The 15076-nt window shown below is 36.6% G+C and carries 16 protein-coding genes and 1 pseudogene; 15 read left to right on the forward strand and 2 right to left on the reverse strand.

What is annotated here, in order from left to right; genetic code table 11:
* Window positions 1-82: 82 nt before the first annotated feature.
* Window positions 83-1066 (forward strand): YpdA family putative bacillithiol disulfide reductase, encoded by a 984-nt coding sequence (locus tag KFD70_RS01475; RefSeq protein ID WP_336451760.1) that lies wholly within the window; start codon window positions 83-85, stop codon window positions 1064-1066.
* A gap of 26 nt (window positions 1067-1092) precedes the next feature.
* On the opposite strand, the gene KFD70_RS01480 is transcribed toward KFD70_RS01475, so the two are convergent.
* Window positions 1093-2067 carry an asparaginase gene (locus KFD70_RS01480; protein WP_336451761.1) on the reverse strand — a complete coding sequence of 325 codons (975 nt, stop codon included), beginning with the start codon at window positions 2065-2067 and terminating at the stop codon, window positions 1093-1095.
* Window positions 2068-2266: 199 nt separating this feature from the next.
* Between KFD70_RS01480 and KFD70_RS01485 the strand changes: the two genes are divergently transcribed.
* From KFD70_RS01485 to fni, 4 genes are all read left to right on the forward strand, one after another.
* A complete protein-coding gene (locus KFD70_RS01485) occupies window positions 2267-2440 on the forward strand; it encodes a DUF5359 family protein (protein ID WP_336451762.1) in 174 nt (57 codons plus the stop codon).
* Between the two features lie 132 nt (window positions 2441-2572).
* Window positions 2573-3250, forward strand: a complete 678-nt coding sequence (gene cmk, locus KFD70_RS01490) for a (d)CMP kinase (protein ID WP_336451763.1) — start codon at window positions 2573-2575, stop codon at window positions 3248-3250.
* Between the two features lie 329 nt (window positions 3251-3579).
* On the forward strand, window positions 3580-4728 hold the full coding sequence (gene rpsA / locus KFD70_RS01495; protein ID WP_336451764.1) for a 30S ribosomal protein S1: 1149 nt from the start codon (window positions 3580-3582) through the stop codon (window positions 4726-4728).
* A gap of 12 nt (window positions 4729-4740) precedes the next feature.
* Window positions 4741-5790, forward strand: a complete 1050-nt coding sequence (gene fni / locus KFD70_RS01500; RefSeq protein WP_336451765.1) for a type 2 isopentenyl-diphosphate Delta-isomerase — start codon at window positions 4741-4743, stop codon at window positions 5788-5790.
* 325 nt (window positions 5791-6115) lie between these two features.
* On the opposite strand, the gene KFD70_RS01505 is transcribed toward fni, so the two are convergent.
* Window positions 6116-6250 carry a YpzI family protein gene (locus KFD70_RS01505; RefSeq protein ID WP_003206535.1) on the reverse strand — a complete coding sequence of 45 codons (135 nt, stop codon included), beginning with the start codon at window positions 6248-6250 and terminating at the stop codon, window positions 6116-6118.
* Window positions 6251-6369: 119 nt separating this feature from the next.
* Between KFD70_RS01505 and KFD70_RS01510 the strand changes: the two are divergent.
* The 10 genes and pseudogenes from KFD70_RS01510 to KFD70_RS01555 all read left to right on the forward strand — a co-directional run bounded on the left by KFD70_RS01510 (window position 6370) and on the right by KFD70_RS01555 (window position 14970).
* A pseudogene (locus KFD70_RS01510) lies at window positions 6370-6980 on the forward strand (YphA family membrane protein).
* On the forward strand, window positions 6973-7863 hold the full coding sequence (locus tag KFD70_RS01515) for a YIEGIA family protein (protein WP_336451766.1): 891 nt from the start codon (window positions 6973-6975) through the stop codon (window positions 7861-7863). Before KFD70_RS01510 ends, KFD70_RS01515 begins: the two are co-directional and overlap by 8 nt.
* Window positions 7863-8048, forward strand: a complete 186-nt coding sequence (locus tag KFD70_RS01520; RefSeq protein WP_336451767.1) for a capping complex subunit for YIEGIA — start codon at window positions 7863-7865, stop codon at window positions 8046-8048. Before KFD70_RS01515 ends, KFD70_RS01520 begins: the two co-directional genes overlap by 1 nt.
* Window positions 8049-8172: 124 nt before the next feature.
* The gene (gene der, locus KFD70_RS01525) at window positions 8173-9483 is read left to right on the forward strand and encodes a ribosome biogenesis GTPase Der (protein ID WP_336451768.1); all 1311 of its coding nucleotides are present in this window, start codon (window positions 8173-8175) and stop codon (window positions 9481-9483) included.
* Between the two features lie 18 nt (window positions 9484-9501).
* Complete coding sequence (locus KFD70_RS01530) at window positions 9502-10524, forward strand: NAD(P)H-dependent glycerol-3-phosphate dehydrogenase (RefSeq protein ID WP_336451769.1); 1023 nt, start codon at window positions 9502-9504, stop codon at window positions 10522-10524.
* A 118-nt stretch (window positions 10525-10642) separates the two neighbouring features.
* Window positions 10643-10894: a stage VI sporulation protein F gene (locus KFD70_RS01535; protein ID WP_336451770.1), complete on the forward strand. Its 252-nt coding sequence runs from the start codon at window positions 10643-10645 to the stop codon at window positions 10892-10894.
* A 673-nt stretch (window positions 10895-11567) separates the two neighbouring features.
* On the forward strand, window positions 11568-11771 hold the full coding sequence (locus KFD70_RS01540; protein ID WP_026591204.1) for a DUF2768 domain-containing protein: 204 nt from the start codon (window positions 11568-11570) through the stop codon (window positions 11769-11771).
* Between the two features lie 115 nt (window positions 11772-11886).
* On the forward strand, window positions 11887-12597 hold the full coding sequence (locus KFD70_RS01545; protein ID WP_336451979.1) for a hypothetical protein: 711 nt from the start codon (window positions 11887-11889) through the stop codon (window positions 12595-12597).
* 238 nt (window positions 12598-12835) lie between these two features.
* Entirely contained in the window at window positions 12836-14314 is a 1479-nt protein-coding gene (spoIVA, locus tag KFD70_RS01550) for a stage IV sporulation protein A (protein WP_336451771.1), read from the forward strand.
* Between the two features lie 383 nt (window positions 14315-14697).
* Complete coding sequence (locus KFD70_RS01555) at window positions 14698-14970, forward strand: HU family DNA-binding protein (protein ID WP_001043860.1); 273 nt, start codon at window positions 14698-14700, stop codon at window positions 14968-14970.
* Window positions 14971-15076 lie beyond the last annotated feature (106 nt).

Genomic DNA, 15076 nt, shown 5'->3' on the forward strand with positions numbered 1-15076 from the left:
TAGGTGCCTACTGCTGAAAGTAGGTTTTTTCTTGTTTTTTAATAAATAGAGATTGAAGCATAAGACTAGGAGTGAACCGAGTATGCAAAAAGAAACAGCTATAATAATCGGGGGCGGACCATGTGGGTTAGCGGCGGCGATTTCACTGCAACAAGAGGGAATCAATCCACTCGTAATTGAAAAAGGAAATATTGTGAACGCGATTTATCATTATCCAACTCACCAAACATTTTTTTCCTCTAGTGAAAAGCTTGAGATTGGTGATGTTGCGTTTATTACAGAAAACCGTAAACCGGTGCGTAATCAAGCACTTGCATACTATCGCGAAGTGGTAAAACGTAAAGGTGTGCGTGTCAATGCATTTGAACGTGTAGAACAAGTGCAAAAGGACGGAAACTTCTTTAGAGTAAATACGACGAAGCGTGATGGGAACAAGGAGACATATACTGCAAAATATATTGTAGTGGCAACGGGATATTATGATAACCCCAACTATATGAACGTTCCTGGAGAAAATTTAGACAAAGTATCCCATTACTTTAAAGAGGCACATCCGTATTTTGACCGTGATGTAGTTGTGATAGGAGGGAAAAATTCAAGTGTAGATGCGGCGTTAGAACTTGTAAAAGCTGGAGCACGTGTAACGGTGTTGTATCGCGGGGGAGAATATTCAAAGAGTATTAAGCCGTGGATTTTACCTGAATTTGAAGCATTAGTGCGTAATGGTACAATTCAAATGCAGTTCCATGCTCATGTGAAAGAAATTACCGAACATACACTTACGTATACAAGTAACGGAGAGTCATTTACAATTCAAAATGATTTTGTATTTGCGATGACGGGATACCACCCAGATCATAGTTTTCTAACAAAAATGGGAGTAGAAATTGATAAAGAAACAGGGCGCCCACTATTTATAGAAGAAACAATGGAAACGAATGTTGAGAATATCTTTATTGCGGGTGTTATTGCAGCTGGCAATAATGCGAATGAAATTTTTATTGAGAATGGAAGATTTCATGGTGGAGCAATTACACAAACAGTTGTATCAAGAGAACAAAAATAAGCTGTCGAATTTCGACAGCTTATTTGTTAATCCTGCATAAACATTTGTTGGATTTTTTCTTTAGAGTGCGCACATTCTAAAGCGACAAGTAGTTTAATACGGGCTTTTTGAGCGTTTAAACCGTATGTGAAAACAATACCCATATCTTTTAATTGCTTTCCTCCACCCTCATAGGAGTATACGTCTTGGACAATTCCATTAAAGCAGCGGGAAACGAGAACAATTGGAATGCCTTTATTTATTAAGCGTTGTAAACTAGGGAGTGTTCTTGGTGGTAAATTACCTTGACCAAGTGCTTCGATTACAATTCCGTCTACTGGTAAGGTTTCAATTGCTGCTAATAGTGTATCATCCATACCAGCGTATGCTTTTAACACAACAACGTTTTTAGAAATTTGTCCGACCACATATGTTTCATGATGTACGAGAGCGTGATGAAAGACAACGCCGCGCTTTGTCACCATACCGATTGGTCCGTATTGAGGACTTTGGAATGTTGCAACATTACTTGTATGCGTTTTTGTTACATTTGTTGCGCAATGAATTTCATCATTTAATACGACAAGAACACCTTTTCCAAGTGCTTCGTTGCTATTTGCAACCTTTACAGCAGATAAAAAGTTATATAAACCGTCAGCACCTAATTCGTTGCTAGAGCGCATTGCCCCTGTTACAACAATTGGAATGTTCGCTTGTACAGTTAAATCTAAAAAGTATGCAGTCTCTTCTAATGTATCTGTACCATGTGTAATGACAACACCATGGATGCCTTCGTTTTTTACTCTTTCGTCAATAATGACTTGTAATTGTAACATCTCACTAGGAGTCATATGAGGTGATGGAAGATGAAAGACATCTTCAACAATTAAATCAATATCATCCTCTAAATCAGGAATGAATTTTAAAAGAGGATTTTGTTCCCCTGGTTGTACAACCCCAGTTTCTTTATCTTCTTCCATTGAGATTGTTCCACCTGTGTGTAAAACTAGGATTTTTTTCAATGCTTATACCCCTTTCCATTCGAAAAAATACATTTAGAACATAACATGTTTTTACTAGATTCGACAATGAAAATGTATAAAAGTTTGTATTAGAAATGAAAATAAAGTTAGCTACTTTATACTCGGAAAGAATTGAAGTGATAGTTTTTTCTATCATAAGCTGTTGCAATGAGTGAGAAAAAATGAAAAGAGGATATTTTTGAAAAAAATTGAGGGAGTTTTAATTCGTATATTATTGGTTCAATTTATTTGTCTCTGTATTATTCAATTGCTTTTTATGCAAGAATCCACAGTGAAATATATATCAAAAATCGCATATTATGAAGGAGTTACAAGTAAAAACAAAACGGATATTTTACAAGTGAATAAGTAGTTTTCATTTCCTTCTAGTAAGGATTATGCTACAATAATTGAGGATTTAATCGACATGGAACAGGCACAGAGAAGCAGGGGATTTGTACCTGCTTTTCATTTTGTTTTATAAGTGAAAAAATGAGGTGTTACAATGGAAAAACGAATTTCAATTGCGATAGATGGTCCAGCAGCTGCTGGGAAAAGCACAGTTGCAAAGATTGTTGCGAAAGAACTTTCCTATGTTTATATTGACACAGGTGCAATGTATCGTATACTTACATACGCTGCTTTGGAGCAAAGTGTAGATATTGAAAATGAAGAAAGCCTAATGGCAGTTTTAAAAAATGTAAATATTGAGTTTCAACAAGGCGAAAATACACAATTAGTTTTCTTAAACGGCCAGGATGTATCTGAAGCGATTCGTACACCGAATGTAACAAATCGTGTATCAATTGTTGCCAAGCACCGTCTTGTTCGCGAAGAGATGGTACGTCGCCAACAGGCTCTAGCAGAAAAGGGCGGAGTGGTAATGGACGGTCGTGATATTGGTACGCATGTGCTACCTAATGCGGAAGTGAAAATTTTCATGCTTGCTTCTGTTCAAGAGAGAGCGGAGCGTAGACATCTTGAAAACACGAAAAAAGGTTTTGCTTCTAGTTTAGAGCAATTGAAAAAAGAGATTGCTGAGCGTGATAAGCTGGATTCAGAACGTGAAGTTTCTCCGCTGAAAAAAGCGGATGATGCATTGGAATTAGATACAACTTCTTTATCAATTGAAGAAGTTGTGCGAAAAATTATGGATATTGTTTCTGGAGCATTTGCAAAGTAAAGAAAGGGGAGTCCCCTTTCTTTTTTATTAGAATCGTGGGGAATGGTAGGACACTTTTCTTGACAAATAAGTCAATTTGTAAGAAGTTAGTAAAAGAAGAGGAACTGTCAGAATATATTCGCTATTATATTTTAAAACATACTTTATTCAAGGAGATTTTGCTGTATACTATTTATATAGGTTTCTATACCTTCTATGAAGTGTAGGACAAACAATAGGTTAGAATCGAGTATGTGCTAAAACATTCTTATAACATGCAAATGAAAACATTTGTTTTCATTTCGTATATACATAAAAAAGCTTTGTCAATTCTGTAGGGAGGTATTTCCATGGTAGAGAAAATGAATGAAGAAGTTGTGGATTCAAAAGCATTACAAGTGGGTGACGTTGTTACAGGTTCTGTAACGAAAGTTGAAGAAAAGCAAGTTCTTGTAAATGTTGGATACAAAACAGATGGCGTTATTCCGATTAGTGAATTAGCTAACGTTCATATTGAAAAAGCCAGTGATGTTGTAGAATTAGACCAGACTCTTGAATTAAAAGTTATTAAATTAGAAGATGATGATCTTGTATTATCGAAACGTGCTGTTGATGCAGAAAAAGCATGGGTAGAATTGCAAGAGAAGTTCACTTCAGGTGAAGTGTTTGATGTTACTGTAAAAGATATTGTGAATGGTGGTTTAGTTGTAGACCTTGGTGTTCGCGGATTTATTCCAGCTTCACTTGTAGAAATGCACTATGTAGAAGACTTTACTGAGTATAAAGGAAAAACATTAGCGGTGAAAATCGTTGAATTAGATCGTGAAAAGAATCGTGTTATTCTTTCGCATAAAGCAGTTGTAGAACAAGAATTAGAATCGAAGAAAAAAGAAGCGATCTCTTCTTTAAAAGAAGGAGATGTTGTGGAAGGTACAGTTCAACGTTTAACTGACTTCGGAGCTTTTGTGAATGTTGGTGGCGTAGATGGTTTAGTACACATTTCTCAAATCTCTCATGATCGCGTTGAACAGCCGTCTGATGTGTTAACACAAGGGCAAAGTGTAAAAGTCAAAGTGTTATCGGTTGATGCTGATACGCAGCGCATTTCTTTATCGATTAAAGCTGCAGAGCCAGGACCTTGGGAAAATGTTGCTGCTGAAGTTAAAGCGGGTGATGTTCGAGAGGGTATAGTAAAACGTATTGTTACATTCGGTGCTTTCGTTGAAATTTTACCAGGTGTAGAAGGACTTGTGCACGTATCACAAATTGCAAATCGCCACGTGAAAAATCCAAATGAAGTATTAGAAATGGGACAAGAAGTGAAAGTGAAAGTACTTGAAGTACATGCAGCAGAAAAACGCATTTCTTTAAGTATAAAAGAAGCTGTTGAAGAAAATAATGAAACAGAAGATTACAGCCAATATGAGCCGACTTCTGAGTCTGCAACTTTCCAATTTAGTGATATTATTGGTGAACAACTGAAAAAATTAAAGAAATAAAGAGGGGTACAAGTGGTAAGGGCAAAACGGAAATTAGAACATATTGAATACGCTCTTTCCACCGGACAGTCTCGTATACATGGCTTTCATGACATTGCTTTTGTCCATCAAAGCTTGCCAAATTCAAGTTATGAAAGTATTACATTTGAAACGGAAATCGGCGAACTTTCATTAAGTTCGCCGATTTTTATCAATGCGATGACCGGTGGTGGTGGAGAGCACACATTACATATTAATGAACAGTTGGCACATGTAGCCAAGCATCATAACCTTGCGATGGCTGTTGGTTCTCAAATGGCTGCTTTAAAAGATGAGAGAGAAGCGTCCTCTTATCGAATCGTTCGAAAGGTAAACCCAAATGGCATCGTTTTTGCAAATTTGGGTAGTGAAGCGAGTGTTGATCAAGCAAAGCGAGCAGTTGATATGATCGAAGCAAATGCTTTGCAAATTCATTTGAATGTCATTCAAGAACTAACGATGCCAGAAGGTGACCGGGATTTTACAGGTGTATTAAAGCGGATTGAGCAAATTGTTATAAGTTCTCAAGTTCCTGTTATCGTGAAAGAAGTAGGATTTGGTATGAGTAAAGAAGCAGTACAGCAACTTACTAATGTTGGCGTTTCAGCTGTAGATATTGGTGGTTATGGTGGCACAAACTTTGCTGCAGTTGAAAATGAGCGAAGGCAGCGAATGCTTTCTTATTTTAACGATTGGGGCATTCAGACTACAGCCTCTATAATAGAAGCATCCTCTACAAACAATAACCTCTCTCTTATTGCATCTGGTGGTATACAAACGGCACTTGATGTAGCAAAAGCGATTGCACTTGGGGCACAGGCAACGGCCTTTGCTGGCTATTTTTTACGTATATTGATGAATGATGGTACCCAGAAATTAATCGAAGAAATAGAACTTTTACACACGGACTTGCAATTTATTATGACGGCTCTTGGAGCGAGTACGCTTTCTGAGCTTCAGCGAGTGCCGCTTATTGTGAAAGGTGATACGTACCATTGGCTATCACAGCGCGGGATTGATACTAAAAATTACAGTATGAGATAGGATTTAATAGGAGATGTAAGGGGGAAAATCAACCATTTGGTTGGTTTTTTCTTTTATATGTACGGGAAATTGATCTGTATAAATTATTTTATACTATCATTAATCTATAAATTTGGAAAAGCATTTGAGATAAAGTGAAATATAGAGGTTATTTATTTTAAAATCAAGTAGTTTAAAATGCAACGCATTAAAAAAATGAGAAGTTTTCTAATATTTTTAAGTAATAAAAAGATGGTTTTGGTGTTATACCGAAACCATCTTTTTTTGCGTTCATTGAGAATGTAATCTTACACTAGATTTTCGTAAAGTAAGAACTATTTTACTTTTAATGCTGATTTTGTTTACGTGCTTGCTCCGGTGTATCAAGCCCTGTTGCACCAGGATATTGCAATGATTGATCACGATCTGATTCAACGCGGCGTGATTGTTTTAATTTTTTTTCTTGGCGGTCTTTTCCCATTGTTGTTTGCACCCCCTCAATAGAAAGTGTTGCTGTTATAAGAAAAAACTATGCAAAAAGAAGAAAAGGATTAGTTTTCATAAAAAGTTCCCATAATGGAAATGATAGGAGGGCGAAATATGGAGGGAAGTTATTTTTATTTCGTAGCATGGATGGGTTGGATTGTTACAACATTTTTTTTGGGAAAAGATGAAATTCGTTGGAAAGTCAGTGCTGTTATATTGGTATTTATTATTTGTTCACAAATAACGGTATCTATTGCTTCGGTCACTGTATCAGTAAATGCTCTTATAGTTGGAGTTATTTCTTTTTTAGGGATTGCTCTATATTCTATATGGAAAAAAATATATGCTTTATTGTCAGCACTTATTATTGCTATGTTATACACAAGCTTTCATTTATTAGAGGTGTATGACCCGATTTGGATTGTCATTAATCGAACTTGGATGTTGAGTGGTGCTCTTGTATATGCATCAATTTTATTACATCGAGATCGTTTATTACGCCTATGTTCTTTATACGCGGGAGCATTACAAGGAGAAATATTAGTAACATTTATTTTTGGCAGGCTTCATTTTCCGTACGAATTTGGTAGTTTGACATTTCTTGATATCATTGCTGTTTCTACGCTATTGATTACGGTGATGTTTTACATCGTAAAAGCATCTTCGTATAGAGGGCAATTTAGGAAAAAACATGTAAAAGAAAGGCAAGGATAATACATGACTGAATATACATCAGCCATTTTATGTGGCGTCATTGCTGGAACAATAACGCGAATTTTGATGCTTCGTACAGATACGAGGCAGTATCCGACACGTTTGCATGGGAAAATCATTCATATTGCTATGGGGCTGATTGCAGCAGCTTTAGGGGCGATTGCTATTCCGTCTATTTTGAAGAAGGATTTTTCAGCAATTACTTTCTTAACATTGGCTGCATCTCAATTCCGAGATGTTCGAAATATGGAGAGGAATACACTGCAGCAATTAGATGGGTATGAGCTTGTACCACGCGGAAACACATATATTGAGGGGATAGCCCTTGTGTTTGAAAGTCGTAACTATTTAGCGATGCTAACAGCATTTGTGACGACATTTACATATATAGGGTTTCATTCATGGATTGCTGGTGTAGTGGCTGGTATAGTGGGATTTTTTATTGCGAAAACATTGATGTCTGGTAAAAGGTTACGTGATCTGGTAGATATTGAGCATGTTCCTCTCCGGTTTGAAGAGGCAGGATTATATATTGATAATATTTATATTATGAATATTGGATTGCCAGCAAGGCAAGAAGAAATTATGAAGTATGGAATGGGTTTTATTTTAAAGCCTAAATCTATTGACGCAAGAGTAACGATCTCGAACCTTGGACAACGACAAGCAATATTGCATGATGTTTCTGTTGCATTAGGCATATTTAGAGATTCTGGAACTCCGGCGTTAGTTCCGTTAGCTAAGCGTGATTTAGAAGATGGAAGAGTAGGGGTATTTGTACTCCCGCAAGATCAAGATGTAAAAAAAGCGATTGCTGTAATAGGAAATGTACCAACATTAGAAAGTGCAGTTCATATGTCATCAGAGGCTCCAAAAGGAAGGGGAGATTTGTGATGATGTTAGAAAGCTTTATTCTTGCTGTAATTACAACAACACCAGAAAAGTTTGGTGGTGGAGCACCTTTGTTTATATGTGAATCGAAAGAAGAAATGGAATTTGTAGCAAATAATTTAGAAGCGATTCTAGACGGCATTGCCCACCGCTTACAAGAGAATGTATATATTATTGTGAAACATTAGTAACGTGTGATATAATATGAGATGTTTTGATATGATGAGAAATATTCTGGAATGCAAATCCCTTCTTGCACAAAGAAGGGTTTTTTACATAATAAACAGAAGCAAGTTGAAAGGATGAAATGATATGCCGAAACCAGTAGTGGCAATAGTAGGGCGCCCGAACGTAGGAAAATCTACTATTTTCAATAGAATTGTTGGAGAGAGAGTTTCAATTGTAGAAGATATCCCCGGGGTAACACGAGATCGTATTTATAGCGCCGGTGAATGGTTAAACCATGAATTTAACATTATTGATACAGGCGGAATTGATATTGGAGACGAGCCATTTTTGACACAAATTCGTCAACAAGCAGAAGTTGCGATTGATGAAGCGGATGTTATCATTTTTATGACGAATGGCCGCGATGGTGTAACAGCTGCAGATGAAGAGGTTGCAAAAATTTTATATCGTTCTAAAAAGCCGGTTGTACTTGCAGTAAATAAAGTAGATAATCCTGAGATGCGTAATGATATTTATGATTTCTATGCATTAGGATTTGGTGAGCCATTCCCAATTTCAGGTACACACGGATTAGGTTTAGGTGATTTATTAGACGAAGCAGCAAAGCATTTTCCAAAAATTGAAGAGGAAGCATATGATGACGAGACAATTCGTTTCTCATTAATTGGCCGCCCAAACGTAGGGAAATCTTCACTAGTAAATGCATTGCTTGGTCAAGAACGTGTAATCGTAAGTAACGTAGCGGGAACAACACGTGATGCTGTCGATACACCATATAGTAAAGATGGTCAAGATTACGTTATTATTGATACAGCTGGTATGCGTAAAAAAGGAAAAGTATATGAGAGTACAGAAAAATATAGTGTACTTCGTGCACTAAGAGCGATTGAACGCTCTGACGTTGTCTTAGTTGTTTTAGACGGTGAAGAAGGAATTATTGAGCAAGATAAAAAGATTGCTGGTTATGCACATGACTCAGGACGAGCTGTTATTATCGTTGTGAATAAATGGGATGCAGTTAAAAAAGACGAAAAGACAATGAAAGCATTTGAAGAAAATATTCGTGCGCATTTCCAATTCTTGGATTATGCACCGATTGTATTCTTATCTGCAAAAACGAAGAAACGTACACAGACATTATTACCAGTTATTAATGAAGTAAATGAAAGTCATAGCATTCGCGTACAAACGAACGTATTAAATGACGTAATTATGGATGCGGTGGCAATGAATCCAACACCAACACATAACGGTAGTCGTCTGAAAATCTTCTATGCAACACAAGTTGCGGTGAAACCACCGACATTTGTTGTCTTTGTAAATGATCCAGAATTAATGCACTTTTCATATGAACGTTTCTTGAAGAATCGTTTACGTGAGTCATTTGGTTTTGTAGGAACGCCAATTCGAATTATTTCTAGAGCAAGAGACTAATGGAGAGGATGTGATTTTATGAAAAAAATCACAGTAGTAGGAGCAGGTAGCTGGGGAACAGCGTTAGCGATGGTATTAGCTGACAATGGTCATGATGTACGGATTTGGGGAAATCGTTCCGAGCTCATGAATGAAATCAATATGAAACATGAGAACAGTCGATACCTTCCAGGAATTACATTGCCAAGCACAATCGTAGCCTACTCTTCTTTAGAGGAAGCATTAGTAGATGTAAGTGCAGTACTTTTAGTTGTACCGACGAAAGCGTATCGAGAAGTATTGCAAGATATGAAGAAATTTGTTTCAGGACCGATGACTTGGATTCATGCAAGTAAAGGGATTGAACCAGGAACTTCGAAACGTATTTCGGAAATGATTGAAGAAGAAATTCCGGCGCATCTTATTCGAGATGTCGTTGTTTTATCAGGACCGAGCCATGCAGAAGAGGTAGGACTTCGTCAAGCTACAACGGTTACTGCTGCAGCGAAGCGTATGGAAGCGGCTGAAGAAGTACAAGACTTATTTATGAATAGTTATTTCAGGGTGTATACGAATCCAGATATCGTTGGAGTAGAACTTGGTGGAGCGCTAAAAAATATTATCGCATTAGCCGCCGGCATAACAGATGGCCTCGGATTAGGTGATAATGCAAAAGCAGCTCTTATGACACGTGGTTTAACGGAAATTGCGCGTTTAGGAAGAAAGATGGGCGGTAATCCGTTGACATTTGCTGGTTTAACAGGAATGGGCGACTTGATTGTAACTTGTACAAGTGTCCATAGCCGAAATTGGCGCGCGGGAAATATGCTTGGTAAAGGATATTCATTAGAAGAAGTATTAGATAGTATGGGTATGGTAGTTGAAGGTGTACGAACAACGAAAGCGGCATACGAAATGGCTGAGAAAATGGAAGTTGAAATGCCGATTACGTCAGCTTTATATGATGTGCTATTCAATGGAAATAATGTGAAAGATGCAGTAGGATCATTGATGGGGCGTGTTCGTAAACATGAAGTTGAAGCAATACCCGATTTATTATAACAAAAAGCTGTATGCGTGCAAAAAAGCACGTATACAGCTTTTTGGTTTTTCTAGGTCTTTTCACCATTTGATTCTTTTTGCATACGATGGAGTGTAAATTGAAGAGAGGGTGAAGGGAATGGATAACAACATTTTCAATAATATTGAGAAAGAAGCGAAAGTAAATAAAGACGATATTTTTAAATTAGCATCATCTGTACAAAACGCAAATTTACGTGATGAAAAAGTACTACGTCAATTAATTCATCAAGTTGCAACAATGGCGGGAAGAGAGGTGCCAAAAGAACAAGAAGATCAAATTGTAAAAGCAATTATTAATAATAATATGCCAGCGGACTTTAGCTCGTTAAGTAAGATGTTTAAAAAATAAAGTATGAGAAACAAAGGATTCGAGGATTGCATACGATAGCTATGAAAATGGAAATGGAGCTGTTTGTGGGCATATTTGGTCAACCGAAGCGAAGGGGATACATTCGCTTCGGTTTTATTTTTGTTTCAAAGTTTATCAGAAAGTAAGGGAGTGAGGAGATTTACGTCAATTAAAGCTTACTTTTGGTAGTTTTATTTACTTTGGAAAATCCCGGTTGGTGATGACAAATCATTAGTGGGAGAGAAAGAAAACACTTATTGATTAAAGTTTCGCTTTATCCCGCATTAACGGGCAGTAAGACCCCCACCTCAAGATTCAGAGAAAAACGAGGAAGATAGGTGTGGGATCAACGGCCTGTAAAAGCCCGATTGGTTCAACTAATAATTAGGGGGGATGAAGAAAACCCCACTGATTAAAGTTTCGCTTTATATAAAATAATTTTACTCTTTCAGTATATAATTTGTTTTAACAAAAGCAAAAGGTGACTCGTACTCATTTACTCTCTTTGCTTTCACATGACATGGGATAAAAAGAGGGTCTGGGCGCTTCTATGCATGGTCGGATGCTCTCTCCTACCCTAAAAAGAAGGGAGGTATATTATTTTTTTATTTGTTTAAAATTTTTAATTTGTTAAAATAATATAAAAATAGATTAATAATTAAGGAGTGTGCCTATGTCTGAAGGACTTATAAAAATGTGGTTTTCTTTAGGGGCTATGGGATTTATGTTTATTGCGGTAGTTTTTATTTTATTAAGTAGACATAAAATGAAGAATAAAATTTTGAAAGGGATTACAGCGAGTATTGCCTATACGCTTATGATTGTATCTGGGATTGTTATTTTCCTTGTAGTGTTTAGTGGACCGGTTGAACAATAAGAATGAATAATCAGTACTCTTTATTTTCATTTTCGGATAGATTGTGAGGAGATAGGTGGAGATGTGTAAACGAGTTGTAATGGATGGGATTGAGAAAATAAAGGATGGATTATCTGTGAAAAAACCATATATTATTTTAATATTTTGTTGTATAAGCCTTTTATCAGGATGTATGTATCCTAGAGAAAATATGAAACAAAATGCTGTCCCTTATGAAGATCAGTTGCAAGCTGTTCAAAAGGCAGTCAATACATACAAGGAACAAAATAGTGGCTTATTACCAATTAAAACACGTGATATGAATACACCAATTTATCAGAAATACCCCATTGATTTTCAAAAAATTGCACCACGTTATATACAAGAAGCACCTGGAAATGCATATGAAAGTGGTGGAGTGTATCAATATGTATTAGTAGATGTAGAAACAAATCCAACGGTAAAGTTACTTGACGTCAGAATGGCGGAACAAATACGAGATGTCAAGTTGAAGTTGCGAATGTATCGCGATGATCATCAATATCCTCCTTTTAAAAAGGTTATTGCAGATGGTGTTTATGAACTGGATTTTAAAAAAATGGGATATAAAGATGTGCCGCAAGTGACAAGTCCATATTCTGGAAGAGGGTTGCCGCTTGTAATCAATGAAAAAGGAGAGATTTTTGTTGATTATCGAATGGATTTATATGAAATGTTACAAAAAAATGGAGAAAAAATAAAAGAGGGAGAAGATATTCGGAATATGCTTTTAAAAGATACACCATTTGTGCCTGCGTACTCTTTACCGTATACAGTAAAAAACGGAGAACCAATTTTTTTTAAATGATAAGTCATGAACCTTTCTTTTAGCGAATAAGTTCTAGAAGAAAGGTTTTTTTCATGTAATACAACTTATGATGAAAACAAAAAGTTCTTTTTAAATAGTCATATGAATTTAGGACAAAATCATATGATATATTGTCCGCACTTCTAGAATATTTTATATGATAAGAAACATCAATGAAGGCTATTGTATGTGAATACAAACTTGTATTATTCCCAAAAATTTTGAGGGAGGGAATCACTTGGAAAAGGTCGATATTTTTAAAGATATTGCTGAGCGCACGGGCGGTGATATTTATTTAGGGGTTGTAGGAGCTGTTCGAACAGGAAAATCAACGTTTATTAAAAAATTTATGGAACTTGTTGTTATTCCGAATATCGAAAATGATTCAGATCGTCAAAGAGCACAAGATGAATTACCTCAAAGTGCCGCTGGACGTACGATTATGACAACAGAACCAAAATTTGTTCCAAACCAAGCGGTTTCCATTCAGGTTGATGACGGTCTTGAAGTAAATATTCGATTAGTAGATTGTGTAGGTTATACGGTTCCTGGAGCGAAAGGATACGAAGATGAGAATGGCCCAAGAATGATTAATACACCTTGGTATGAAGAGCCTATCCCGTTTCATGAGGCTGCTGAAATTGGAACTCGTAAAGTAATTCAAGAACATTCTACTATTGGGGTTGTCATTACAACTGATGGAACGATTGGAGAAATTCCAAGACGGGATTATATAGAAGCAGAAGAACGTGTTATCAATGAATTAAAAGAAGTAGGTAAACCATTTATCATGATTATTAATACTGTACAGCCTTATCATCCAGATACAGAACAGTTACGTCAAAGTTTATCAGAAGAGCATGATATTCCTGTATTGGCAATGAGTGTGGAGAGTTTAAGAGAAACAGATGTTTACAATGTACTTCGCGAAGCTTTATTTGAATTCCCTGTTTTGGAAGTGAATGTGAATCTACCAAGCTGGGTCATGGTATTAAATGAAGGACATTGGTTACGCCAAAGTTATCAAGAAGCTGTTCAAGAGACAGTTAAAGATATAAAACGACTTCGCGATGTAGACCGTGTTGTCTGGCAGTTTAGTCAATATGAGTTTATTGATCGGGCGAGTCTAGCTGGGATCGATATGGGGCAAGGTGTTGCAGAAATTGACTTATATGCACCGGATGAGTTGTACGATCAAATATTAAAAGAAGTTGTAGGCGTAGAAATTAGAGGGAAAGATCATTTGTTAAAGTTGATGCTTGATTTTTCTCATGCGAAAACGGAGTATGATCAAGTTTCAGATGCTTTAAGGATGGTCAAACAAACAGGGTATGGTGTGGCTGCACCTGCATTAGCTGATATGAGTCTAGATGAGCCGGAAATTATTCGCCATGGATCGCGATTTGGTGTGAAATTAAAGGCCGTTGCACCGTCGATTCATATGATTAAAGTCGATGTTGAATCTACTTTTGAGCCAATTATTGGTACTGAAAAGCAAAGTGAAGAGCTTGTCCGTTACTTAATGCAAGATTTTGAAGATGATCCGCTTTCTATATGGAACTCTGATATCTTTGGACGTTCGCTGAGTTCAATTGTTCGAGAAGGGATTCAAGCAAAATTGTCTTTAATGCCTGAAAATGCACGTTATAAATTAAAAGAAACGCTCGAAAGAATTATTAACGAAGGATCTGGCGGATTAATTGCCATTATTTTATAAACAAAAGCTCCCTGCTCGCAGGGAGCTTTTGTTTTTTATCTCGTATAAGATACCTACCGAAAAGGAGGATATATGGAGAGATAACGGTCTAGAAGTGCTAGGTTCGTGATAGAAGTTTCGCTTTATAGGGGAGTAGCTAGCAAATAAATAGCCATTATCTAACACTTTGTAGCATATTGTCAAGTTTCATCGTTTTTTCACATTTTCGTAGTAACAATTTCTTTAAAAATATTGAATTATACAGGAGAATCGTATAATATAGGCGTTGATAATGATTTATCTACATCTTTGTAGTATAGAATTTGTAAAAATTGCCTACAAATGAAAGTAAGACTCATTTTATGATCATTATACAGTCTTATCTTTGGGAGGAGGTGAATGGCATGAACAAGACAGATTTAATCAATGCTGTTGCAGAAGCAAGTTCCCTTTCTAAAAAGGACGCAACAAAAGCAGTTGACGCTGTTTTTGATTCTATCTTAGAAGCTTTAAAACAAGGTGATAAAGTACAATTGATCGGATTCGGTAACTTCGAAGTTCGTGAGCGTGCGGCTCGTAAAGGACGTAACCCACAAACTGGTGAGGAAATTGAAATCGCTGCAAGTAAAGTACCTGCATTCAAACCTGGTAAAGCGTTAAAAGATGCGGTTAAATAATCCTTACATATTAACAGGGAAGAAGAGTTTCCTTTTTTGGGGAACTCTTCTTTTTGCTTTTAAAATCATAAATATGCTAGAATGTGTTCGTATCACTTTTAGGTTT

The sequence above is a fragment of the Bacillus pfraonensis genome (assembly GCF_050768835.1).
Classification (GTDB): domain Bacteria; phylum Bacillota; class Bacilli; order Bacillales; family Bacillaceae_G; genus Bacillus_A; species Bacillus_A pfraonensis.